This window comes from Streptomyces sp. NPDC056503 (assembly GCF_042794995.1).
Classification (GTDB): domain Bacteria; phylum Actinomycetota; class Actinomycetes; order Streptomycetales; family Streptomycetaceae; genus Streptomyces.
The window spans coordinates 1-22,244 of record NZ_JBHTST010000008.1 but is presented as its reverse complement, the minus strand read 5'-3'; the positions used below and the strand labels follow the sequence as shown (position 1 = coordinate 22,244).

The following is a 22,244-nucleotide window of genomic DNA, read 5'->3' as shown; positions in this document are numbered from 1 at the left end:
GCTTACGCCTCCTTGAACGGGAAGCCGAGGTGACGGAGAAGCGCACGGCCCTCGTCGTCGTTGGTCGCCGTGGTCACCACGGTGATGTCCATACCCCGGGTACGGTCGATCTTGTCCTGGTCGATCTCGTGGAACATGACCTGCTCCGTGAGACCGAAGGTGTAGTTGCCACGGCCGTCGAACTGCTTCGGGGACAGGCCGCGGAAGTCGCGGATGCGCGGCAGCGCGAGCGACAGGGTGCGGTCCAGGAACTCCCACATGCGGTCGCCACGGAGCGTGACGTGAGCACCGATCGGCTGACCCTCACGCAGCTTGAACTGCGCGATGGACTTGCGGGCCTTGGTGACGGCCGGCTTCTGACCGGTGATCGTGGTGAGGTCGCGGATCGCGCCCTCGATCAGCTTCGAGTCACGGGCGGCGTCGCCGACACCCATGTTGACCACGATCTTGACGAGGCCGGGGATCTGCATGACGTTCTCGTAGGCGAACTCGTCACGCAGCTTGCCCGCGATCTCCTCGCGGTACTTCGTCTTGAGACGCGGAGTGGTGGTAGCCATCAGATGTCCTCACCCGTCCGCTTGGCAACGCGGATCTTGTTGCCCTCGTCGTCGAAGCGGTAACCGACACGCGTGACGACCTTCTTGCCGTCCTTCTCCACGACCAGCTGGACGTTGGAGACGTGGACCGGAGCCTCGGTCGTCACGATGCCGCCGGCCTGGTTCGGGCCGGCCTTGGTGTGCTTCTTGACCCGGTTGACACCCTCGACCAGAACGCGGGAGTCGGCGGGGAAGGCCGCGATGACCTTGCCCTGCTTGCCCTTGTCCTTACCGGTGATGACCTGGACCAGGTCGCCCTTCTTGATCTTCATGCTTACAGCACCTCCGGCGCGAGCGAGATGATCTTCATGAACTTCTTCTCGCGCAGCTCACGGCCGACCGGGCCGAAGATACGGGTGCCACGAGGGTCGCCGTCGTTCTTGAGAATGACAGCGGCGTTCTCGTCGAAGCGGATGTACGAGCCGTCCTGGCGGCGGCGCTCCTTGACGGTGCGAACGATGACCGCCTTGACGACGTCACCCTTCTTCACGTTGCCACCGGGGATCGCGTCCTTGACGGTGGCGACGATGACGTCACCGATGCCCGCGTAGCGGCGACCCGAACCACCGAGAACACGGATGCAAAGGATCTCCTTGGCACCAGTGTTGTCGGCGACGCGAAGTCGCGACTCCTGCTGGATCACGTCTATCTCCTGATTGTCTGCCGGTTCCCGGCGGGGACCGCTGGTCGATCAGCGGTCCCCGCCGAGCCTGGCGGAACTGTTCCTAGGGGGTCCCCCTAGGAGGGATTACTTGGCCTTCTCGAGGATCTCGACGACGCGCCAGTGCTTCGTCGACGACAGCTTCCGGGTCTCCATCAGGAGGACGCGGTCGCCGATGCCGGCAGCGTTCTGCTCGTCGTGAGCCTTGAGCTTGTTCGTACGGCGGATGACCTTGCCGTACAGCGCGTGCTTGACGCGGTCCTCGACGGCGACGACGACGGTCTTGTCCATCTTGTCGCTGACGACCAGGCCCTCGCGGACCTTGCGAGCGTTGCGCTCGGTCTTCTCAGTCACGTTGCTCTCGCTCATCAGGCGTTCTCCACCGTCTCAATGCCGAGCTCACGCTCTCGCATGAGGGTGTAGATCCGGGCGATGTCCTTACGGACCGCCCGAAGACGGCCGTGGTTCTCGAGCTGACCCGTCGCCGCCTGGAAGCGGAGGTTGAACAGCTCTTCCTTGGCCTCGCGGAGCTTGGCGACAAGCTCCTCGTTGCCCAGCTCGCGCAGCTCGGACGCCTTGGTACCGGCCGACATCACAGCTCACCTGCCTCGCGCTTAACGATCTTGCACTTCATCGGCAGCTTGTGAGCCGCACGAGTCAGAGCCTCACGCGCGATCTTCTCGTTCGGGTAGGACAGCTCGAACATCACCCGACCGGGCTTGACGTTCGCGATCCACCACTCCGGAGAACCCTTACCGGAACCCATGCGGGTCTCGGCAGGCTTCTTCGTGAGCGGGCGGTCCGGGTAGATGTTGATCCAGACCTTGCCGCCACGCTTGATGTGGCGGGTCATCGCGATACGCGCGGCCTCGATCTGACGGTTGGTCACGTACGCCGGCGTGAGGGCCTGAATGCCGTACTCGCCGAACGCGACCTGCGTGCCACCCTTGCTCATGCCCGAGCGCTTGGGGTGGTGCTGCTTGCGGTGCTTGACCCTACGGGGGATCAGCATGTCGGTCAGGCCTCCGTTCCGGTGCTCTCAGCAGCCGGAGCGGCGGCGGCCTCGGCCTTGGGGGCCTCGGCAGCGGGAGCCTGCTGCGGCTTGCGACCGCGACCGCCACGCTCGCCACCGCGGCCACCGCGGCCGGCCGGACGGTCAGCGCCGCCACGGGCCGGGCGGTTGCCCGCACGGGCAGCAGCGTTCTCGGCGCGGACCTCGGCGATGTTCTTGACGTCGCCCTTGTAGATCCAGACCTTCACGCCGATGCGGCCGAAGGTCGTCTTGGCCTCGAAGAAGCCGTACTCGACGTTCGCGCGCAGCGTGTGCAGCGGCACACGACCCTCGCGGTAGAACTCCGAGCGGGACATCTCGGCGCCGCCGAGACGGCCACCACACTGGATCTTGATGCCCTTGGCGCCGGCCTTCATGGCGGACTGCATGCTCTTGCGCATGGCCCGACGGAAGGAGACGCGGGAGGAGAGCTGCTCGGCGACGGCCTGGGCCACGAGCTGAGCATCGACCTCGGGGTTCTTGACCTCGAGGATGTTCAGCTGGACCTGCTTGCCGGTCAGCTTCTCCAGCTGGCCACGGATCTTGTCGGCCTCGGCGCCACGGCGACCGATGACAATGCCCGGACGAGCGGTGTGGATGTCGACGCGGACGCGGTCGCGGGTGCGCTCGATCTCAACCTTCGAGATACCGGCGCGCTCCATGCCGGACGTCAGCATCCGGCGGATGGCGACGTCTTCCTTGACGTAGTCCTTGTACAGCTTGTCGGCGTACCAGCGGGACTTGAAGTCCGTGGTGATGCCGAGCCGGAACCCATGCGGGTTAACCTTCTGGCCCATTACCGGGTTCCTTCCTTGCTGCTGACGACCACGGTGATGTGGCTGGTCCGCTTGCGGATCCGGTAGGCACGGCCCTGGGCACGCGGACGGAACCGCTTCAGGGTCGGGCCCTCGTCGACGTACGCCTCGCTGATGACCAGCGAAGAGGCGTCCGTGTGGTCGTAGTTGTGCGCGGCGTTGGCAATGGCGCTGTCGAGCACCTTGCCGACCGGCACGGAGGCTGCCTGCGGAGCGAATCGCAGAACAGCCTGAGCCTCCGTGGCATCCATGCCACGGATCAGGTCCACCACGCGGCGGGCCTTCATGGGCGTGACGCGGATGTACCGCGCCTGGGCCCTGGCTTCCATGGTTGTCCCTCTCAGTTACTTACGTGTCTGAATGCGATCCGCTACTAGCGGCGCTTCGACTTCCGGTCGTCCTTGACGTGGCCCCGGAAGGTACGCGTCGGCGAGAACTCGCCGAGCTTGTGACCGACCATCGACTCGGTGACGAACACCGGGACGTGGGTCTTGCCGTTGTGCACCGCGATCGTGTGCCCGAGCATCGCCGGGATGATCATGGAGCGACGGGACCAGGTCTTGATGACGTTCTTGGTACCGGCCTCGTTCTGAGCGTCCACCTTCTTGATGAGGTGGCCGTCGACGAAGGGTCCCTTCTTGAGACTGCGCGGCATCTAAACCCGCTCCTAGCGCTTCTTGTTCGTCTTGCGGCGGCGGACGATGTACTTGCTCGAAGCCTTCTTCGGCGAGCGAGTACGACCCTCCTTCTGACCCCACGGGGAGACCGGGTGGCGACCACCGGAGGTCTTGCCCTCACCACCACCGTGCGGGTGGTCGACCGGGTTCATCGCGACACCGCGGACGGTCGGGCGGACGCCCAGCCAACGCTTGCGGCCGGCCTTGCCCCAGTTGATGTTCGACTGCTCGGCGTTGCCGACCTCGCCGATGGTGGCGCGGCAGCGGGCGTCGACCAGACGGATCTCACCGGACGGCATACGAAGGTGGGCCATCGTGCCCTCCTTCGCCAGCAGCTGCACGGAGGCACCCGCGGAGCGGGCGAACTTGGCGCCGCCACCGGGACGGAGCTCGATCGCGTGGATCGTGGTACCGACCGGGATGTTGCGGAGCGCCAGGTTGTTACCGGGCTTGATGTCCGCGCCGGGGCCGTTCTCGACGCGGTCACCCTGCGTCAGACCCTTCGGGGCGATGATGTAGCGCTTCTCGCCGTCCACGTAGTGGAGCAGCGCGATACGCGCGGTGCGGTTCGGGTCGTACTCGATGTGAGCGACCTTGGCCGGCACGCCGTCCTTGTCGTGACGACGGAAGTCGATCACGCGGTAGGCGCGCTTGTGTCCGCCACCCTGGTGGCGAACGGTGATCCGGCCGGTGTTGTTACGGCCGCCCTTGCTGTGCAGGGGGCGGACCAGCGACTTCTCCGGCGTGGACCGCGTGATCTCGACGAAGTCGGCTACGGAGGAGCCACGACGGCCCGGCGTAGTCGGCTTGTACTTGCGGATACCCATTTCTCAGTCCTCGTCCGATATCGGACGACTCGACCGCCGTCAGGCGGTCGGGCCGCCGAAGATGTCGATTCGGTTGCCCTCAGCAAGGGTCACGATGGCGCGCTTGGTGTTGGCGCGCTTGCCGAAACCGCTCTTGGTGCGCTTGCGCTTGCCCTGGCGGTTGATCGTGTTGACCCCGGTGACCTTGACCGAGAAGACCGCCTCGACGGCCTGCTTGATCTGGGTCTTGTTGGAGCCGGGCGCGACGATGAACGTGTACTTGTTCTCGTCGAGCAGGGCGTAGCTCTTCTCGGAGACAACCGGCTTGACGAGGACGTCGCGCGGGTCCGTGAAGGTCTTGCTGGTGATCTCGGCCATCAGGCTTCGTTCCCCTCGTTGTCGTCGGCCTTGGGGCCAGACACGAAGGACTCGAGGGCGGCCTGGGTGAAGACCACGTCGTCGGATCGCATCACGTCGTACGTGTTCAGCTGGCCCGGCTCCAGGATGTGCACCTGGGGCAGGTTGCGGGCGGACAGCCACGCGGCCTCGTCGGCGCGCTCGACGACCAGGAGCAGGTTCTTGCGCTCCGAGATCTTGCCGAACAGCGTCTTGGCGGCCTTGGTGGAGACCGCACCCTCGACCACGCCGGTGACGACGTGGATGCGGGAGTGGTTCGCCCGGTCGGAGAGGGCACCGCGGAGGGCGGCGACCTTCATCTTCTTGGGGGTCCGCTGCGAGTAGTCACGCGGCACGGGACCGTGCACGACGCCACCACCGGCGAACTGCGGGGCGCGGGTCGAACCCTGACGGGCGCGGCCGGTGCCCTTCTGGCGGTAAGGCTTCTTGCCACCACCACGGACCTCGCCACGCGTCTTGACCTTGTGCGTACCCTGACGGGCGGCGGCCAGCTGCGCGACGACGACCTGGTGGATCAGCGGGACGCTGACCTTGGCGTCGAAGATCTCGGCCGGGAGCTCGACGGTCCCGGTCTTGTCGCCGGCAGGCGACAGAATGTCAATGGTGCTCATATCCTCAGGCCCCCTTGGCCGCGGTGCGGACCAGGACGAGGCCGCCGTTCGGACCAGGAACCGCGCCCTTGATGAGCAGCAGGCCCTTCTCCGCGTCAACGGCGTGAACGGTCAGGTTCTGGGTGGTCACGCGCTCGTTGCCCATGCGGCCGGCCATGCGCATGCCCTTGAAGACGCGGCCCGGGGTGGCGCAGCCACCGATCGAACCCGGCTTGCGGTGCACGCGGTGGGCACCGTGGGAGGCCTTGCCACCACGGAAGTTGTGGCGCTTCATGACACCGGCGAAGCCCTTGCCCTTGCTCTTGCCGGTCACGTCGACCTTGATGCCCGCCTCGAAGACCTCGGCGGTGATCTCCTGGCCGAGGGTGTACTCGCTGGCGTCAGCGGTACGCAGCTCGACGAGGTGGCGGCGCGGGGTGACGTCGGCCTTGGCGAAGTGGCCCTTGAGGGGCTTGTTCACCTTGCGCGGGTCGATCTCGCCGAAGGCGATCTGGACCGACTCGTAACCGTCGACGTCGTTCGTACGCACCTGGGTGACGACATTCGGGCCGGCCTTGACGACGGTCACCGGGACGACCCGGTTGTTCTCGTCCCAGACCTGCGTCATGCCGAGCTTCTCGCCCAGGATGCCCTTGATGTTCTTAGCCATCTCGCGCGCCCTCAGAGCTTGATCTCGATGTCGACACCGGCCGGCAGGTCGAGACGCATCAGCGAGTCAACCGTCTTCGGCGTGGGGTCGAGGATGTCGATGAGGCGCTTGTGCGTGCGCATCTCGAAGTGCTCGCGCGAGTCCTTGTACTTGTGCGGCGACTTGATGACGCAGTACACGTTCTTCTCAGTGGGCAGCGGCACCGGGCCCGCGACCGACGCACCAGTGCGGGTCACCGTCTCGACGATCTTCTTCGCCGAGGAGTCGATGACCTCGTGGTCGTAGGCCTTGAGCCGGATGCGGATCTTCTGTCCCGCCATGGCTACTCCGTAGTCCTGTCTTGTCGTAACGCTCCGGAACCCGGCGAGTTCGCGTCCTCCTCCGACCCACGCGGTCGGGCGTGTCGCACTCCCTCTACGAAGAAATCCCGAGGGATTTCCCAACCAAGGGGGTGCGGCCGAAGACCGCGGAACGGGGGTGAACACCCACCGGGCGCCTGGTCGGTACCCCGCTGACACTTCCCGGAAGATTCCCGTACGTCCGCTCCTGAGAAGGGGCGACGAGTACTGTGGGACTCGCTTCCGGTCCTCCCGACGGGAGGCGCGCAGCATCGGCACTCAACCGAGCAACCCCGCTAGTCTGCCATACGGGGCCTGCGGCCCGCCAATCGGGGCGAAGACTGTACCCCACGTCACGTTCACCCACACGCACAGGTCGAACGGACTCCCGACACCCCGGGCGCCCGCCCCGGCGGGTCACCCCAGCCGGCGGGCGCGCTCCGTCAGGTGGCGGCGCTCCGGCCCGCTCGTCGCGTGGCGGGCGGCCTCGCGGTAGGCCGCCGCGGCGGCCGCGGTGTCGCCGGACAGCTCCAGCAGATGGGCCCGGGTGGCCGGCAGCCGGTGGTGGCGGACCAGCCGCTTGTCGGCGGCCAGCGTGTCGAGCAGGTCCAGCCCGGCCCGCGGGCCGTGGACCATCGCCACGGCCACCGCCCGGTTCAGCGTCACCATCGGGTTGGGCCCCGTCCGCTCCAGGAGTTCGTACAGGGCGAGGATCTGGGGCCAGTCGGTCGCCTCCGCGGACTCCGCCTCGTCGTGGACGGCCGCGATGGCCGCCTGGAGCTGGTACGGGCCCACCCGGCCGCGCGGGAGGGTGCGGCTGATCAGGGCGACGCCCTCGGCCAGGAGGGCGCCGTCCCAGCGGGTCCGGTCCTGTTCCGCCAGCGGCACCAGTTCGCCGTGCGGGCCCGTGCGGGCCGGACGGCGGGCGTCGGTGAGCAGCATCAGGGCCAGCAGGCCCGCCGTCTCGGTGTCCTCCGGGACGAGCCGGTGCAGCAGCCTGGCCAGCCGGATCGCCTCCGTGGACAGCTCCGGCGCGGTCAGCTCCTCGCCGCCGCTCGCCGTGTAGCCCTCGTTGAAGACCAGGTACAGCACGTGCCGGACCTCGGCGAGCCGGGCCGCCCGGTCCTCGCCCTCCGGCAGCTCCAGGGTGTCCCCCGCCGCCCGGACGGTCTGCTTGGCGCGGCTGATCCGCTGCGCCATCGTCGCCTCCGGCACCAGGAACGCGGCCGCGATCTGCGCGGTGGTGAGACCGCCGACCGCCCGCAGGGTGAGCGCGATCCGGCTGGGCGACGACAGGTCCCGGTGGCAGCAGAGGAAGAGCAGCGCGAGCGAGTCGTCCGCGGCCCCCTCCCCCGCCTCGTCGGCGGCGGGCGCGAGCAGCTCGGCCGCCGGGGTGGCGAGGGCCACGCTGTCCTCGCGCCGCCGCCGGGCGGCCTCGCTGCGCACCTGGTCGACGTACTTGCGGTGGGCGACGGCCAGCAGCCAGCTTCCCGGGCGCTCCGGCACCCCCTGCTCCGGCCACTGCCGGGCCGCCGCGATCAGCGCCTCCTGGACGGCGTCCTCGCAGCCGTAGAAGTCGCCGTGGCGCCGCACGAGCGCGCCGAGGACCCGCGGGGCGCTCGCCCGCAGCAGCTCCTCGACGCCGGCCGGCTCCGGGCTCACACGTCCGCCGCGGACTCGTGCAGGACCGGCCAGAGCTCGACCGGGTCGACGTCCGCGAAGGGCATGTCGGCGGCGATCCGCTGGGCCCGCTCCAGGGACTCGCAGTCGAGGAGGTAGAAGCTGGCCAGGTACTCCTTGGTCTCCAGGTAGGGGCCGTCGGTGACGGCGGGTGCCCCGGACTCCCTGCGGACCAGCTGGGCGGCGGCCGCGTCGGCGAGGCCGTAGGCGCCCAGGAGTTCGCCGGTCTCGCGGTACCTGCGGTTGAAGGCCTCCTGGCGGGCGATCGCCTCGGGCCACGCCTCGGCCGGGAACGCGTCCCACTTGGCCTGGTTGCCGTAGATCATCGCGACGTACTTCATCTCGGGTGTCCTCCCCGTCCCGCGCGCCCCGGCGGCGCGCTGTCACCCTACGGTCGGAGCCGCCGCGACGATCTCGACATCGCCCGGAGAGATCTTCGGAGAAATCCCTCCGGGCTCCGCCGGGGCGGGAGGGGTCAGATCACGCCCTGCGCCAGCATCGCGTCCGCCACCCGCTCGAAGCCCGCGATGTTGGCGCCCGTCACGTAGTCGCCGGGGGCGCCGTAGCGCTCGGCGGTCTCGTGGCAGGTGCGGTGGATGTCGGTCATGATGCCGGCCAGCTCCTCCTCGACGCGGGCCGCGGACCAGGACGTACGGGAGTGGTTCTGGGCCATCTCCAGGGCGCTGACCGCGACTCCGCCCGCGTTGGCCGCCTTGCCGGGGCCGAAGGCGACGCCGGCCCGCTGGAGGAGGTGGACGGCCCCGGCGGTGGTGGGCATGTTGGCGCCCTCGGCGACGGCCTTCACGCCGTTGCGGACGAGCGCGGCGGCGTCGTCCTCGTCGAGCTCGTTCTGGGTCGCGGACGGCAGGGCGACGTCCGCCGGGACCTCCCAGACCCGGCCGCCCGGCACGAAGCGGGCGGAGGCGCCGCGCCGCTCGGCGTAGTCGGCGACCCGGCCGCGCTCGACCTCCTTGATCTGCTTGAGCAGGGCGAGGTCGATGCCCTTGTCGTCGTAGACGTAGCCGCTGGAGTCGGAGCAGGTCAGCGGGTTGGCGCCGAGGGCGAGCAGCTTCTCGATCGTGTACAGCGCGACGTTCCCGGAGCCGGAGACGACGGCGCTCTGGCCCTCCAGGTCCTCGCCGCGCTCGCGGAGCATGGCGGCGGCGAAGAGCACGCTGCCGTAGCCGGTGGCCTCCGGGCGGATCGCGGAGCCGCCCCAGCCGGTGCCCTTGCCGGTGAGGACGCCGGCCTCCCAGCGGTTGGTGATGCGGCGGTACTGGCCGAAGAGGTAGCCGATCTCGCGGCCGCCGACGCCGATGTCGCCCGCGGGGACGTCGGTGTGCTCGCCCAGGTGGCGGTACAGCTCGGTCATGAAGGACTGGCAGAAGCGCATGACCTCCGCGTCGCTGCGCCCGTGCGGGTCGAAGTCGCTGCCGCCCTTGCCGCCGCCGATGCCGAGGCCGGTGAGGGCGTTCTTGAAGATCTGCTCGAAGCCGAGGAACTTGACGATGCCGAGGTTCACCGAGGGGTGGAAGCGCAGGCCGCCCTTGTAGGGGCCCAGCGCGCTGTTGAACTCGACGCGGAAGCCGCGGTTGACGTGGACGCGGCCCCGGTCGTCCTGCCACGGGACCCGGAAGACGATCTGCCGCTCGGGCTCGACGAGCCGCTCCAGGAGGCCCGGCTCGGCGTACTCGGGGCGGGCGGCGAGGACCGGCGCCAGGGTGTCGAGCACCTCGTGGACGGCCTGGTGGAACTCGGGCTGCGCGGGGTTGCGGTGCTCGATCTCGGCGCGCAGGGCGTCGAGCGCGGAGCGGGCGGCGGTGGTCTCGGCGGTGGGACGGGACGGCACGGAGTACCCCCTTCTGGCGCGGCTCTGGGCGCCAGGGAAGCTGTGCGGAGCTCGGCGCCGTTGCCGAGCGTTGACGGGCGGCGTCCTCGCGCGCCCCCGCACCTGTGGGACCGCCGCCGGGCGAAGTGTTACATCCATGTGAATGCACGCACCAGCAAGCATTCCGGTCCGTCCGGTATGCGAGACGGCGGCGGGCCCCGGGACCGACCCGCCCGCGGAGCGCCCGCCCGTGGGCAACCCCCGCCCCGGGATCCCCGTCTAGTGCTGTGGCCGCAAAGGTTTGCCGGGTCGCGGCGTCCGGTGCGGTGCATCGCAAGGCGAAGGGCCACGACTCGTACGGGACGTACCTGCGTGGTCCGACAACGCGGCGAGGTGCCGTGCCGGGCGTCGCGACCCGGTGAACCTTCGCGGTCACAGCACTAGCCAGGGACCGACCCCGGGGGAAGGGCCATCCGCCGTGCACATACCGTCCCGCCGTACGCTCCTGGCCACGGCCGTGACCACGGCGCTCGTCACGGGCTGCTCCGTACCCGCACCGCGCCGGACCTCCCCGGCCGCGGACCCCGCGCCGGGCAAGCCCTTCGCCGGCGGGGAGCCGCGCCGCGCGTCGCTGCTCCAGATCGTGGCGCACCCCGACGACGACCTGTACTTCATGAACCCGGACGCGCAGCGGCTGCTCGACGCCGGGGTGCCGCTGGTCTCCGTCTACGTGACGGCCGGCGAGCACACCGGCGTCAACCGGATCAAGGGCATGCCGGCGTCCCCGCCGGACCGGGCCGCCTACTCCTCCGCCCGCCGCCAGGGCCTGCGGCAGAGCTACGCCCGGGCGCTCGGCCTGCCGCTCTTCACGCCGTGGCGGCGCGAGGCGCTGGCGCTCGGCGGCGGCCGGACGGCCGAGCGCGCGGTCCTGGAGCACGGCGGGCGCCGGGTGGAGCTGGTCCACCTCGACCTGCCGATGCACACCCCGCGCCGGTACACGGCGCTGCCGTCGCTGTGGGAGGACCGGGGCCTGGAGCTGTCCGCGCACCGCTCGGCGGGCTCTCCGGTCACGCGCCCGGGGCCGTACGACCACGACGGCCTGGTCGCGGCCCTGACCGCGCTGCTGCGCCGCTACCGGCCCACGGTGGTGCACACCCTCGACCCGGACCCGGACGTCCAGCCCGGCTCCGACGCGAACCGCCGCCGGGACTCCGAGCAGCCGGGCTACTCGGACCACGGGGACCACACGGCGGCGGCCTGTTTCGCCTGGGCCGCGCTGGTGCGCTGGGTGGCGGAGGAGATACGGGACGGGGCGCCGGTCCCGGTCTTCACCGCGACCGCCTTCCGCGGCTACTACAACCGCCACTGGCCGAAGAACCTGCCGCCCGGGGTGCTGGCGGGGAAGGCGGCCCGGCTGGTGCCGTACGGCGGCGATCCGTCCTGGGCGTGCGGGAACCCCTCGGGGTGCGGCGACTACGGCGTCGGCGGCGGACGGCCGCTGACCAACCGCAAGGGCTGGGTCCGCTCCACCCACCGCCGCTGGCCGGGCCCCGGGCTCGCGCTCGGGCAGGCGCCGGACGGGCGGCTCGTCGCGTACGGGGTGCTCGGTCTGCGCGCGGTGCGCTTCCGGGAGGGCGCGCCCGGGGCGTGGGGCGGTCCGGAGGACCTGGGCGGCGGCCCGCTGGCGCCGGTGCTGGGCTCCGCGGTGCTGCCGGACGGGCGGGCGCTGCTCTTCGGGGTGCGGTTCGCGGCGCTGGAGGGGCACGGCGGGCCCAACCGGCGGGAGGTGGTCCTCCTGGAGCAGCGCTCCCCCGGCGGGCCGTTCCTGGCCTGGCGGGGCCTCGGCTCCCCGGACCGCGGGTCGGACCGCAGCCGCAGGCTCGGCGCCCCGGTGGCCGTGACGGCGCCGGACGGCCGGGTGCGGCTCTACGTGCGGAACGCGGCGCGGGGCGTCGCCGAGCGGGTCCGCGAGCCGGACGGCGGCTGGGGACCGTGGCGGACCCTTCCGGGGGACGCCGTGGTGCAGGACGGTTTCGCCGTCTCGACGGACGCGGCGGGGCGGACGCACCTGTACGCGGCGGGGCGGGAGTCCGTACGCCACTGGGTGGACGGCCGGGAGGCGCCCGGCGCGCTGCCGCTGTCGGGTTCGACGGTGGCGAGCGCGGACGGCGGGCTCTACCACCGGGCACCGGCCTCGGCGCGGCTGCTCGGACCGGACGGCGAGGACGCGGGCCTGGACGGCTACGGGGAGGTGCGGGCGGCGCGCTCGGCGGCGCTGGGCACGGTGCTGCTCGGCACGGACGCGGAGGGCCGGCCGTGCGTCCGGGCCGGCGGGAGGCTGCGTACCCGGGCGGCGGGACCGGCGGCGGTGGCGGCCGCGCTCCACGTGGGCGACCGCGGGGTGACCGTGGTGGGGCTCGGGCCGGACGGGCGGCCCTGGTCCTGGCGGCCGTGAAGGCCCCGGGCAGCCGTGAAGCCCCCGGGCGGGCGGCGAAGGCCCCGGGTACGCGAGAAGGCCCCGCACCTTCCGGTGCGGGGCCTTCCCTCACTGCTAGCAGCTCGTACGAGCTACCAGGTCAGTCCAAGATCAGGCAGTGATCTTGACGACCTGGCCGGCGCCGACGGTCCGGCCACCCTCACGGATGGCGAACTTGAGGCCCTCCTCCATGGCGATGGGCTGGATCAGCTCAACGCTCATGGCGGTGTTGTCGCCCGGCATGACCATCTCGGTGCCCTCGGGGAGGGTCACGACGCCGGTCACGTCCGTGGTACGGAAGTAGAACTGCGGGCGGTAGTTGTTGAAGAACGGGGTGTGACGGCCACCCTCGTCCTTCGACAGGATGTAGGCCTGGGCCTCGAAGTTCGTGTGAGGCGTGACCGAACCCGGCTTGATGATGACCTGGCCGCGCTCGACGTCCTCGCGCTTGATGCCACGGAGGAGCAGACCGACGTTCTCACCGGCCTGGCCCTCGTCGAGCAGCTTGCGGAACATCTCGATGCCGGTGACCGTGGTGGTGGTCTTCTCCTGCTTGATGCCGATGATGTCAACGGTCTCGTTGACCTTCAGGACACCACGCTCGATGCGACCGGTGACGACGGTGCCACGACCGGTGATCGTGAAGACGTCCTCGATCGGCATCAGGAACGGCTTGTCGACGTCACGCTCGGGCTGCGGGATCGCCTCGTCGACGGCGTGCATGAGGCCGAGAAGCTTCTCGCCCCACTCCTTGTCGCCCTCGAGCGCCTTGAGCGCCGAGACGCGGACGACCGGAAGGTCGTCGCCCGGGAACTCGTACTCGGAGAGGAGCTCACGAACCTCGAGCTCGACGAGCTCCAGGATCTCCTCGTCGTCCACCATGTCGGCCTTGTTCAGGGCGACGACGATGTACGGAACGCCGACCTGGCGGGCCAGGAGCACGTGCTCCTTGGTCTGCGGCATCGGGCCGTCGGTGGCGGCGACCACGAGGATGGCGCCGTCCATCTGCGCGGCACCCGTGATCATGTTCTTGATGTAGTCCGCGTGACCGGGGCAGTCGACGTGGGCGTAGTGACGCGACTCGGTCTGGTACTCGACGTGCGCGATCGAGATCGTGATACCGCGCTGGCGCTCCTCGGGAGCCTTGTCGATCTGGTCGAAGGCCGAGGCCTCGTTCAGGTCCGGGTACGCGTCGTGCAGCACCTTGGTAATGGCGGCCGTGAGGGTCGTCTTACCGTGGTCGATGTGACCGATGGTGCCGATGTTGACGTGCGGCTTAGTCCGCTCGAACTTCGCCTTCGCCACTGGGGTCCTCCTGTGGAGTGGTTCTGAACGCCTTGCTTCATCGGCGCCAGGTGATCTTTGCTGGGGTGCCGTCCGGCAGGGGGTATCCCTCTCGGGACGGCCCCCTACCGGTCGGTGTCAAGCCTAAAGCGTGTGCACGCGGTGCGTTGAACGCGGTGCGTTTACTCGCCCTTGGCCTTCGCGATGATCTCCTCGGCGACGTTCCGCGGAACCTCGGCGTAGGAGTCGAACTGCATCGAGTAGCTTGCGCGACCCGAGGTCTTGCTGCGGAGGTCGCCGACGTAGCCGAACATCTCCGACAGGGGCACGAGGCCCTTCACGATGCGGGCACCGTGACGCTCCTCCATGGCCTGGATCTGGCCACGGCGGGAGTTGATGTCGCCGATGACCTCGCCCATGTAGTCCTCGGGCGTGGTGACCTCGACGGCCATCATCGGCTCAAGGAGCACGGGGGAAGCCTTGCGCGCGGCCTCCTTGAAGGCCTGCGAGCCGGCGATCTTGAACGCGAGCTCGGAGGAGTCGACCTCGTGGTAGCCACCGTCGAGAAGGATGACGCGGACGCCAGTCATCTCGTAGCCGGCCAGGATGCCGAACTGCATGGCCTCCTGCGCACCCGCGTCGACCGAAGGGATGTACTCCTTCGGGATGCGGCCACCGGTGACCTTGTTCACGAACTCGTACGACGCCTCGCCGCCCTCGATGGGCTCGATCGCGATCTGCACCTTGGCGAACTGACCGGTACCACCGGTCTGCTTCTTGTGGGTGTAGTCAAGTCGCTCGACGGCCTTGCGGATCGTCTCGCGGTACGCGACCTGCGGCTTGCCGACGTTCGCCTCGACCTTGAACTCGCGACGCATGCGGTCGACGAGGATGTCGAGGTGGAGCTCGCCCATGCCACCGATGATGGTCTGGCCGGTCTCCTCGTCCGAGTGGACCTGGAAGGAGGGGTCCTCCTCCGCGAGACGCTGGATGGCGACACCCAGCTTCTCCTGGTCACCCTTGGACTTGGGCTCGATCGCGACCTGGATGACCGGCGCCGGGAAGTCCATGGACTCCAGGATGACCGGGTTCTTCTCGTCGCACAGCGTCTCACCGGTGGTGGTCTGCTTCAGGCCCATGACGGCGACGATGTCGCCGGCGCCCACCGAGTCGATCTCCTCACGCTTGTTCGCGTGCATGCGGTAGATCTTGCCGATGCGCTCCTTCTTGCCCTTGACGGAGTTCAGCACCGCGGTGCCGGCCTCCAGGCGACCGGAGTAGATCCGGACGAAGGTGAGCTTGCCGAGGTGCGGGTCGCTCGCGATCTTGAACGCGAGGGCGGCCAGCGGCTCGTCGTCGGACGGCTTGCGCCGGACGACGACCTCGGCGTCCTTGACGTCCTGGCCCTCGATGGCCTCGACGTCGAGGGGCGACGGCAGGTAGCGGACGACGGCGTCGAGCAGGGGCTGGACGCCCTTGTTCTTGAACGCGGTGCCACAGAACACGGGGGTGACCGTGGTCTCGCCGCCCTTGCCGGAGGCGATGGTGATACGACGGATCGCCGCGTAGAGCTGCTCCTCGGTGGGCTCGACGCCCTCGAGGAAGAGCTCCATGAGCTCCTCGTCGTTCTCGGCGACGGCCTCGACGAGCTTGCCGCGGTACTCGTCGGCGAGCTCCTGCTTGTCGGCCGGGATGTCGACGACGTCGTACATCTCGCCCTTGCTCGCCTCGGCGGACCAGACGAGGGCCTTCATCTTCACGAGGTCGATGACGCCCTGGAAGTCGGCCTCGGCACCGATCGGGAGCTGCATGACGATCGGGGTCGCGCCAAGGCGGTTCACGATCATGTCGACACAGCGGAAGAAGTCGGCGCCCGTGCGGTCGAGCTTGTTGACGAAGCAGATACGCGGAACGCCGTAGCGGTCCGCCTGACGCCAGACGGTCTCGGACTGGGGCTCGACACCGGCCACGCCGTCGAACACCGTCACGGCACCGTCGAGCACGCGGAGGGAACGCTCCACCTCGACGGTGAAGTCGACGTGACCCGGCGTGTCGATGATGTTGATCGTGTGGTCGACGTTCTCGAGCGGCCAGTGGCAGGTGGTGGCAGCGGACGTGATCGTGATGCCACGCTCCTGCTCCTGCTCCATCCAGTCCATCGTGGCAGCGCCGTCGTGGACCTCACCGATCTTGTACGAAACGCCGGTGTAGAACAGGATCCGCTCGGTGGTGGTCGTCTTGCCCGCGTCGATGTGGGCCATGATGCCGATGTTGCGCACCTTGGCCAGGTCAAGCGAAGTGGTAGCCATAAGGCTTCAGTCTTCTCTCGGTCTCGATGTGGGTTGCGACTACCAGCGGTAGTGCGCGAAGGCCTTGTTGGACTCGGCCATCTTGTGCGTGTCCTCGCGCTTCTTGACCGAAGCACCCAGGCCGTTCGAGGCGTCCAGGAGCTCGTTCATGAGGCGCTCGGTCATGGTCTTCTCGCGGCGGGCGCGGGAGTAACCGACGAGCCAGCGCAGCGCGAGGGTGGAGGCACGACCGGGCTTGACCTCGATCGGCACCTGGTAGGTGGCGCCACCGACACGGCGGGACTTGACCTCGAGAGCCGGCTTGACGTTCTCGAGGGCGCGCTTCAGCGTGACGACCGGGTCAGCACCGGTCTTCTCGCGCAGGCCCTCCATGGCGCCGTAGACGATGCGCTCGGCGGTGGAGCGCTTGCCGTCCAGCAGGATCTTGTTGATCAGCGAGGTGACAAGAGGAGAACCGTAGACCGGGTCGATGATGACCGGGCGCTTCGGGGCGGGGCCCTTACGAGGCATTCTTACTTCTCCTTCTTGGCGCCGTAGCGGCTGCGGGCCTGCTTGCGGTTCTTGACACCCTGGGTGTCGAGGGAGCCGCGGATGATCTTGTAGCGAACACCCGGCAGGTCCTTCACACGGCCGCCGCGCACGAGCACGATCGAGTGCTCCTGCAGGTTGTGTCCCTCACCCGGGATGTAGGCCGTGACCTCGATGCCGCTGGTCAGACGCACACGCGCGACCTTACGGAGGGCCGAGTTCGGCTTCTTCGGGGTGGTCGTGAACACACGCGTGCAGACGCCACGGCGCTGGGGCGAACCCTCGAGTGCGGGCGTCTTGTTCTTCTCGACCTTGTCCTGCCGGCCCTTCCGGACCAGCTGCTGGATCGTAGGCACTACTTCTCCGGTTTCTGTGTGCCGTAAGTACTACTAACCTGGAACATTCACCGACCCACGCGGTCGGGCGTGTCGGATCCGGTGAACCTCCCGCTGAGCGCGGGAAGGCGCGGATCACGGTGGCCGGTCTCGGACTCACCGTGCGGTTGTGGACACGCACAGGAGCCCAGGCACACCCCAGGCACAAGGCATGAGCGTACCTATCGCACGGACTGCGGTCAAAAGAAATGGAACCCGCCGACCCGGCCGGGAAGATCGTCCGGCTCCCGGAGACACCGGGACCCCCTGGATCGCACCGCCGGGGAGCCCCGGATCGCGCGACGGAGGTCCCCGGGTCACGTGGCGGGATCCCCCGGTCCGCGTGGCGGGATCCCCCGGCCGGGGCGGAGGGATCCGCCCGGCGCGCGGCGGGGTTCCCGGGGGGCGGCGGGGCTCCCCAGGGGGGCGCGCGGCGCGATCGGTCGCGAGCCGCGCACCGGGGACGGCCACGGACCGGGGACGACTACGGACCGGGGACGGCCGCGGACCGGGCACCCGCGCCCGCGCGCCGGATCGGTCGCGGCCCGCGCGCCGGAGCCGCCGCGCGCCGTGCGCCGGGCGCCGGGCCAGTCGCGGGGCGTGCGCCGGGCCGGTCGCGGGACGTGCGCCGGGTCAGTCGCGGGCCGTGCGGCGGGGCTCGGCGCGGGGCTCCTCGGCCTCCTGGGCGGCGTCGGGCTCCAGGAACTGGCTGACCACCTTGACGAAGACGCCCATGCGCTCGTCGGGGACGCCCAGCCAGCGGGCGAAGTCCTCCATGGTGGGCTGCCAGTCGGTCGGCGGCAGGAGGTCCGCCGCCAGCGGCAGCTCCTCCGGCGTGACCCGGCCGGACCGGATGAGCATGTCGCGGACGGAGACCCCGAGGAGCGGGGCGATGCGGCGCATGGTCTCCAGGTCGGGCATGCTCTGCCGCTGCAGGAGGCGGGTCACGGCGGCCCGGTGGACCCCCGCCTCGTCCGCGATGCGGGACTTGCCGCCGCCGCGCGGGCTGTCGATGTCGTATCCACGCCGTCTCATCAGGCCTTCGACCCAGCCGGCGAACTCGTCGAGTCCTTGACTGTTCATCCTCTAACGCTCCCTCATCATCCCCACCCTCCGGGTCCCTCACTCTAGCGTGCTTGCGCGCACGGAATTACGTGCTTTCGGGCACGCAATCGTGTCGAATCGATGGAGACCCCTCCACATCCATAGTTGCGCGCGAGCGCGCAACATGTAAGTCTGCCGATCGCCGCACTCGTCGGCCTCCTGAACCCCAGGGCCCCCACGGGCCCCTGACGTCCCGGTGGCCCGGACCGTGGAGAAACGTCTTGTCCCAGCCCGACCCGACCCCCTGGCAGGCCGCCGCCGCGTGCGCCGGCCTCTCCCCGGCCGTCGTCTTCGCCCGCCGCGAGCGGCAGGCCGCCCCCGCCCTGCGCGCCTGCGCCGGCTGCCCCGTCGCCCGCGAGTGCGAGGCGGCCGTGGCCCCCGCCGAGAGCTACTTCGACGGCGTCTGCGCGGGGCGCCTCTGGCGCAACGGCCGCCCGGTCAAGCCCCGTTCCCCCGCGGGAGCCGCCGGAGCCGCCGGCTCCCCGCGCGCCGGAGCCGCCCCCGTCCCGCCCGGCGCCCGCGCCGCCACCGCACCGCTCGACGCCCGCGCCGCCACCGCACCGCTCGACGCCCGCGCCGTCGCCGCCCAGCTCGACGCCGTCCTCGCGGCCGGCGCCCCGGCCCGTACCGGCGGAGGCGACCGTGACTGAGCACAGCGGCGGCGGCACCGCCGCCGAAGCCGTCCTGCGGGACGTCACCCTCTGGGCCGCCGCCCTCGCCCGCCACTTCCCCGAACTGGCCGAGGAGCTGGCCCCGGTGCGCCGCTCCCCCACCGGCACCGCGCCCGCCGGCCCGCCCCCCGGCACCGGCGAACTGATCCGCCGCGAGCGGCACGAGGCGCTGCTCCTGGAGCAGCGGCACGGGCTCGCCGTGCCCGGCCACGGCGCCGCTCCGATCCGGCTGCACGTCTCCGACTGCATCCGGGACGTCACCGACGGCGTGGTGGAGCTGGAGGAGGCCGTGCACGCCCGGCTGGGCCTGCCCCGGCCGCCGCGCGCCGGGGTGGTCGACCGGCTGCGCCGGGTCGTCGCCCGGCTCGACGCCGTCGCCGCCCACCCGGACCTCGCCCGCCATGTGCGGGACGAGGTGCGGCGGATGGCCCGCCGCTGCGCCCGCACCCTCGGCGAGGCGGAGACCGTGGTGCGGGTGGCCGGTCGCTGCCCCTGGTGCGACTCGGTCTCGCTGCGGGCCTTCCCGGACCGGCGGGCGGTGCTGTGCGTGAACCCCGCCTGCGTGTGCGTCGATCCGGTGTGCGGCTGCCAGGACGACCCGGCCTACCGGCACCTGTGGCGGGAGGACGAGTGGGCGGAGCTGGCGGACGCCTCCGGGGCCCGCGCGGAGGAGATCGAGGCGGCGATGGACGACACGAAGGAGACCTCATGCTGAGCTCGCCCCACCTGCCGGCCCTGATCCCGGGCCCGCTCGCCGCCGAGGAGGCGGGCGTGGCTCCCGCGACCATCCGCAAGTGGGTCCAGCTGGGCCATCTGCGGGCCGTCGGCAAGGCGGGGCGGGCGCAGCTCTTCCGCCTGGAGGACGTCTTCGCGGCGGAGCGGGCGACCCGCCGCCGGCCGCGTACCGCCTGAGCCCCGTTCGCACCCCCGGCGAAGCGCCCCCGTGTCCCCAGGGACACGGGGGCGCTTCGTCATGCCTTCAGGAAGTCGTGCAGCGAGCGGGTCAGTTCCCCGGCGAAGCGGACGCGGGCCGGCTCGTCGAGGCGGTCGAGGGAGAGGTACGGGTTGAGGTCCTCCAGCTCGACCAGGAGGAGGCCGCCGTCCGGGGCCCGGCAGGCGTCGACGCGCTGGATGCCGTGGCGCAGGGTGTTCCAGGCGATGAAGCCGCGCGCGAAGTCGAGGTCGGCCGCGGTGGGTTCGTACGGTGCCAGTTCCCAGCGGCGCTCGGGGTCGGGGGCGTGAAGCGCGTACTGGAAGCGGTCGTCGACGAAGTAGAAGGAGACCTCGTAGCGGAAGTCGATGCGGGGCTGGACGAGCAGTTCCCCGTCCCCGTACGGGAGTCCGGCGAGGTCGGCGCGGGGGACGAACCGCAGCCCTATGGAGTCGGCGCCCGCCTTGGGCTTGACCGCGTACTCCGCCGCGTCGGGCAGGCGGTGCAGATCCTCGGGGCGGTCGACGGTGGGGATGACGGGGTGTCCGCCGGTGGTGAGGTCGACGAGGTACTGCTTGCCGGCCATGTCGCCGCGGCCGTGGACCGGGTTGTAGACGCGGGTACCGAGGGCGGCGGCGCGCTCGCGGAAGTGGTCGTACGCCTCCTGGAAGTGGAGGACCGGGCCGCTGTTGCGGACGACGACGGCGTCGAAGGCGTCCATGAGGGCGGCGGCGTCGCGGGGGTGGCAGAGGGCGAGGTCGAAGGAGGCCCGGAGCCGGGCGGTGAGGTCGATGTCCTCGTCGCAGTAGCGGCGCCCGCGGGCCGGGTAGGCGAGGTCGGTGACGTAGAGCAGGCGGGGACGGTCGGCGGACACGGGCGGCTCCTCGGGGGTCGGAAGGGCCAACCTATCGGCCGACGCCTGTCCGCTGGAAGACGTATACGCAGGTCAGGGCCGCGTCGCCGGGGGTGGTGGCACATCGATCACCGAATTAGTTGCGTGCGCGCACGCTCTCTGTCACAGTTGGCGCAGCGGCGGAGCTGCGCCCGCAGGACGGGCGGCGGCTCCGCCGTCCGCCGTCCGGGAGCGTTCCCGCGCCCCCCGCCCCCTCCCCCCGCGGGAACCCCGGGCGGCGGCCCCTCCCCTCCCTCCCCACCGCCCCTCCCTCCCGAGGAGAACCGTCATGACCACTCCCCCGAGTGCGTTCCCGGACGTCGAGAAGCTGGTCGTCGACGTCCTCAAGGCCGACCCGGCGCTGGCCGGGGCGGTGATCGCCGTCCAGGCCCCCGCCGGCTTCGACGGCACCCAGGCCGCCGTCCTCGTCAACCGCCGCGGCGGCGCCTGGATCGGCGACCTCCACGTCGACATGCCGCTGATCGAGTTCGAGGTGTACGGCCCCACCAAGGAGGCCGCCCACGTCCTCGCCAACGGCGCCAGGCGCGCCCTGCTCGCCACCCTCGGCAAGCAGCTCGGCACCGGCAACGTCGTCCACGACGTGGAGGAGCAGGACGGGCCGCGCTGGCTGCCCGACTACCTCTACCGGGGCGCCCACCGCTACCTCTGCGTGCTGCGCCTCTCCCTGAGCGTCTTCTGACGCCCCGCCGGACCCCGTCCGGCCCCACCGACGAGGCCCCGCCGTCCGGCGGGGCCTTTGCCGTACCCGGGCCCTTCCCTCCGCCCGGGCGCGGCGCCCTCACCATCACAAGGAGAAACCCACCATGGCAGGCAACAACTCCGCCGAGATCCGCGTCGCCGGCTCCGGCAAGCTCTTCGTCGCCACCGCCGGCGCCACCGCCCCGTCCTTCGGCTCCGACCCGGCCACCGACTGGGCCGCGGCCACCTGGACGAACCTCGGCTACACCACCGGCGACGGCGTCACCTTCTCCAAGAAGGACAAGCTGGAGCCGATCGACACCTGGCAGTCGGTCTCCCCGGTGCACTTCGTCTACTCCAGCCGCGACCTCTCGCTGAAGTTCTCGATGCTCCAGTTCAACGAGGAGACGCTGCCGTTCTTCATGGGCGGCGGCAAGGTCGAGGCGGAGCCGGCCGCGGCGACGGAGACGTTCAAGTACGAGATCGCCGAGCGTCCGTACGCGGACGTCCGCGCCCTCGGCCTGGAGTTCACCGACGTCAAGGTCGGCGGCACCGCGGTCACGTACCGCTTCATCATCCCGCGCGGCCAGGTCACCGCCTCCGACGACATCAAGCTGGCCCGCAAGGCGGCGTCCACCCTGGGCATCACCTTCACCGCGATGTCGAACGGCGACGGCAAGCCGCTGGCGACCTTCCTCATGAAGGACAGCCAGTACGGCGCCTCGGCCTGATCCCCCTGGGGGGGGGGGGGGGGGGGCCCCCCCGCCGCCCCCCCCCCCCCCCCCCCCCCCCCCCCCCCCCGCCCCCCCCCCCCCCCCCCCAAAAAACAACCCCCCCCCCCCCCAAC

29 protein-coding genes are annotated in these 22,244 nt (G+C 70.6%); 6 read left to right on the top strand and 23 right to left on the bottom strand.

Annotation, left to right across the window (positions count from 1 at the left end; all coding sequences use genetic code 11):
* Positions 1-2: 2 nt before the first annotated feature.
* From rplE to gdhA, 17 genes are all read right to left on the bottom strand, one after another.
* Complete coding sequence (gene rplE, locus ACFQ8C_RS04080; protein WP_383452170.1) at positions 3-560, bottom strand: 50S ribosomal protein L5; 558 nt, start codon at positions 558-560, stop codon at positions 3-5.
* Positions 557-868, bottom strand: coding sequence for a 50S ribosomal protein L24 (gene rplX, locus ACFQ8C_RS04075; RefSeq protein ID WP_383452036.1), 312 nt, complete (start codon positions 866-868; stop codon positions 557-559). Before rplX ends, rplE begins: the two co-directional genes overlap by 4 nt.
* A 2-nt stretch (positions 869-870) precedes the next feature.
* On the bottom strand, positions 871-1,239 hold the full coding sequence (gene rplN, locus ACFQ8C_RS04070) for a 50S ribosomal protein L14 (protein ID WP_003956455.1): 369 nt from the start codon (positions 1,237-1,239) through the stop codon (positions 871-873).
* A gap of 105 nt (positions 1,240-1,344) precedes the next feature.
* A complete protein-coding gene (gene rpsQ, locus ACFQ8C_RS04065; RefSeq protein ID WP_024755411.1) occupies positions 1,345-1,626 on the bottom strand; it encodes a 30S ribosomal protein S17 in 282 nt (93 codons plus the stop codon).
* Positions 1,626-1,850 carry a 50S ribosomal protein L29 gene (gene rpmC, locus ACFQ8C_RS04060; RefSeq protein ID WP_030494258.1) on the bottom strand — a complete coding sequence of 75 codons (225 nt, stop codon included), beginning with the start codon at positions 1,848-1,850 and terminating at the stop codon, positions 1,626-1,628. The genes rpsQ and rpmC overlap by 1 nt, the downstream gene beginning before the upstream one ends.
* A complete protein-coding gene (gene rplP / locus ACFQ8C_RS04055) occupies positions 1,850-2,269 on the bottom strand; it encodes a 50S ribosomal protein L16 (protein ID WP_015035580.1) in 420 nt (139 codons plus the stop codon). Before rplP ends, rpmC begins: the two co-directional genes overlap by 1 nt.
* Positions 2,270-2,274: 5 nt before the next feature.
* Complete coding sequence (gene rpsC, locus ACFQ8C_RS04050) at positions 2,275-3,105, bottom strand: 30S ribosomal protein S3 (RefSeq protein ID WP_030759375.1); 831 nt, start codon at positions 3,103-3,105, stop codon at positions 2,275-2,277.
* Positions 3,105-3,452, bottom strand: a complete 348-nt coding sequence (gene rplV / locus ACFQ8C_RS04045; RefSeq protein WP_004571827.1) for a 50S ribosomal protein L22 — start codon at positions 3,450-3,452, stop codon at positions 3,105-3,107. The genes rpsC and rplV overlap by 1 nt, the downstream gene beginning before the upstream one ends.
* A gap of 44 nt (positions 3,453-3,496) precedes the next feature.
* A complete protein-coding gene (gene rpsS / locus ACFQ8C_RS04040; RefSeq protein WP_043230274.1) occupies positions 3,497-3,778 on the bottom strand; it encodes a 30S ribosomal protein S19 in 282 nt (93 codons plus the stop codon).
* A gap of 12 nt (positions 3,779-3,790) precedes the next feature.
* Complete coding sequence (rplB, locus tag ACFQ8C_RS04035; protein WP_030318653.1) at positions 3,791-4,627, bottom strand: 50S ribosomal protein L2; 837 nt, start codon at positions 4,625-4,627, stop codon at positions 3,791-3,793.
* Positions 4,628-4,666: 39 nt separating this feature from the next.
* Positions 4,667-4,984 carry a 50S ribosomal protein L23 gene (gene rplW, locus ACFQ8C_RS04030; RefSeq protein ID WP_383452033.1) on the bottom strand — a complete coding sequence of 106 codons (318 nt, stop codon included), beginning with the start codon at positions 4,982-4,984 and terminating at the stop codon, positions 4,667-4,669.
* Positions 4,984-5,634 (bottom strand): 50S ribosomal protein L4, encoded by a 651-nt coding sequence (gene rplD / locus ACFQ8C_RS04025; protein ID WP_383452031.1) that lies wholly within the window; start codon positions 5,632-5,634, stop codon positions 4,984-4,986. The genes rplW and rplD overlap by 1 nt, the downstream gene beginning before the upstream one ends.
* A gap of 4 nt (positions 5,635-5,638) precedes the next feature.
* Positions 5,639-6,283: a 50S ribosomal protein L3 gene (gene rplC / locus ACFQ8C_RS04020; RefSeq protein ID WP_043230269.1), complete on the bottom strand. Its 645-nt coding sequence runs from the start codon at positions 6,281-6,283 to the stop codon at positions 5,639-5,641.
* 11 nt (positions 6,284-6,294) lie between these two features.
* On the bottom strand, positions 6,295-6,603 hold the full coding sequence (gene rpsJ, locus ACFQ8C_RS04015; protein WP_003948644.1) for a 30S ribosomal protein S10: 309 nt from the start codon (positions 6,601-6,603) through the stop codon (positions 6,295-6,297).
* 435 nt (positions 6,604-7,038) lie between these two features.
* Positions 7,039-8,283 carry an RNA polymerase sigma factor gene (locus ACFQ8C_RS04010; RefSeq protein WP_383452028.1) on the bottom strand — a complete coding sequence of 415 codons (1,245 nt, stop codon included), beginning with the start codon at positions 8,281-8,283 and terminating at the stop codon, positions 7,039-7,041.
* Positions 8,280-8,642 carry a YciI family protein gene (locus ACFQ8C_RS04005; RefSeq protein ID WP_383452026.1) on the bottom strand — a complete coding sequence of 121 codons (363 nt, stop codon included), beginning with the start codon at positions 8,640-8,642 and terminating at the stop codon, positions 8,280-8,282. Before ACFQ8C_RS04005 ends, ACFQ8C_RS04010 begins: the two co-directional genes overlap by 4 nt.
* 134 nt (positions 8,643-8,776) lie before the next feature.
* The gene (gene gdhA / locus ACFQ8C_RS04000; RefSeq protein WP_383452024.1) at positions 8,777-10,150 is read right to left on the bottom strand and encodes an NADP-specific glutamate dehydrogenase; all 1,374 of its coding nucleotides are present in this window, start codon (positions 10,148-10,150) and stop codon (positions 8,777-8,779) included.
* 496 nt (positions 10,151-10,646) lie between these two features.
* Between gdhA and ACFQ8C_RS03995 the strand changes: the two genes are divergently transcribed.
* Positions 10,647-12,584 (top strand): PIG-L family deacetylase, encoded by a 1,938-nt coding sequence (locus tag ACFQ8C_RS03995; protein WP_383452022.1) that lies wholly within the window; start codon positions 10,647-10,649, stop codon positions 12,582-12,584.
* Between the two features lie 132 nt (positions 12,585-12,716).
* On the opposite strand, the gene tuf is transcribed toward ACFQ8C_RS03995, so the two are convergent.
* The 5 genes from tuf to ACFQ8C_RS03970 form a co-directional block, all read right to left on the bottom strand.
* On the bottom strand, positions 12,717-13,910 hold the full coding sequence (gene tuf / locus ACFQ8C_RS03990; RefSeq protein ID WP_376603358.1) for an elongation factor Tu: 1,194 nt from the start codon (positions 13,908-13,910) through the stop codon (positions 12,717-12,719).
* Between the two features lie 161 nt (positions 13,911-14,071).
* On the bottom strand, positions 14,072-16,198 hold the full coding sequence (gene fusA, locus ACFQ8C_RS03985; protein WP_189847040.1) for an elongation factor G: 2,127 nt from the start codon (positions 16,196-16,198) through the stop codon (positions 14,072-14,074).
* 39 nt (positions 16,199-16,237) lie between these two features.
* Positions 16,238-16,708 carry a 30S ribosomal protein S7 gene (gene rpsG, locus ACFQ8C_RS03980; RefSeq protein ID WP_030494244.1) on the bottom strand — a complete coding sequence of 157 codons (471 nt, stop codon included), beginning with the start codon at positions 16,706-16,708 and terminating at the stop codon, positions 16,238-16,240.
* A 2-nt stretch (positions 16,709-16,710) separates the two neighbouring features.
* Entirely contained in the window at positions 16,711-17,082 is a 372-nt protein-coding gene (rpsL, locus tag ACFQ8C_RS03975) for a 30S ribosomal protein S12 (protein WP_003948652.1), read from the bottom strand.
* Positions 17,083-17,733: 651 nt separating this feature from the next.
* Positions 17,734-18,183, bottom strand: coding sequence for a helix-turn-helix domain-containing protein (locus tag ACFQ8C_RS03970; RefSeq protein ID WP_383452018.1), 450 nt, complete (start codon positions 18,181-18,183; stop codon positions 17,734-17,736).
* A gap of 242 nt (positions 18,184-18,425) precedes the next feature.
* Here ACFQ8C_RS03970 and ACFQ8C_RS03965 point away from each other — a divergent pair, with 242 nt between their 5' ends.
* Genes ACFQ8C_RS03965 through ACFQ8C_RS03955 form a run of 3 tightly spaced genes read left to right on the top strand, consistent with a single transcriptional unit; the run spans position 18,426 to position 19,787 of the window.
* Positions 18,426-18,854 carry a WhiB family transcriptional regulator gene (locus ACFQ8C_RS03965; RefSeq protein ID WP_383452016.1) on the top strand — a complete coding sequence of 143 codons (429 nt, stop codon included), beginning with the start codon at positions 18,426-18,428 and terminating at the stop codon, positions 18,852-18,854.
* Positions 18,847-19,590 (top strand): hypothetical protein, encoded by a 744-nt coding sequence (locus ACFQ8C_RS03960; RefSeq protein ID WP_383452014.1) that lies wholly within the window; start codon positions 18,847-18,849, stop codon positions 19,588-19,590. The genes ACFQ8C_RS03965 and ACFQ8C_RS03960 overlap by 8 nt, the downstream gene beginning before the upstream one ends.
* Positions 19,584-19,787, top strand: a complete 204-nt coding sequence (locus ACFQ8C_RS03955) for a hypothetical protein (RefSeq protein ID WP_383452012.1) — start codon at positions 19,584-19,586, stop codon at positions 19,785-19,787. The genes ACFQ8C_RS03960 and ACFQ8C_RS03955 overlap by 7 nt, the downstream gene beginning before the upstream one ends.
* A 59-nt stretch (positions 19,788-19,846) precedes the next feature.
* On the opposite strand, the gene ACFQ8C_RS03950 is transcribed toward ACFQ8C_RS03955, so the two are convergent.
* Positions 19,847-20,680: a hypothetical protein gene (locus ACFQ8C_RS03950; protein ID WP_383452010.1), complete on the bottom strand. Its 834-nt coding sequence runs from the start codon at positions 20,678-20,680 to the stop codon at positions 19,847-19,849.
* 307 nt (positions 20,681-20,987) lie between these two features.
* On the opposite strand from ACFQ8C_RS03950, the gene ACFQ8C_RS03945 reads away from it, so the two are divergent.
* Together ACFQ8C_RS03945 and ACFQ8C_RS03940 are read left to right on the top strand one after the other, a co-directional pair.
* The gene (locus ACFQ8C_RS03945; RefSeq protein ID WP_383452008.1) at positions 20,988-21,398 is read left to right on the top strand and encodes a hypothetical protein; all 411 of its coding nucleotides are present in this window, start codon (positions 20,988-20,990) and stop codon (positions 21,396-21,398) included.
* A 124-nt stretch (positions 21,399-21,522) separates the two neighbouring features.
* Positions 21,523-22,128, top strand: coding sequence for a phage tail protein (locus ACFQ8C_RS03940; protein ID WP_383452006.1), 606 nt, complete (start codon positions 21,523-21,525; stop codon positions 22,126-22,128).
* Positions 22,129-22,244: the final 116 nt, after the last annotated feature.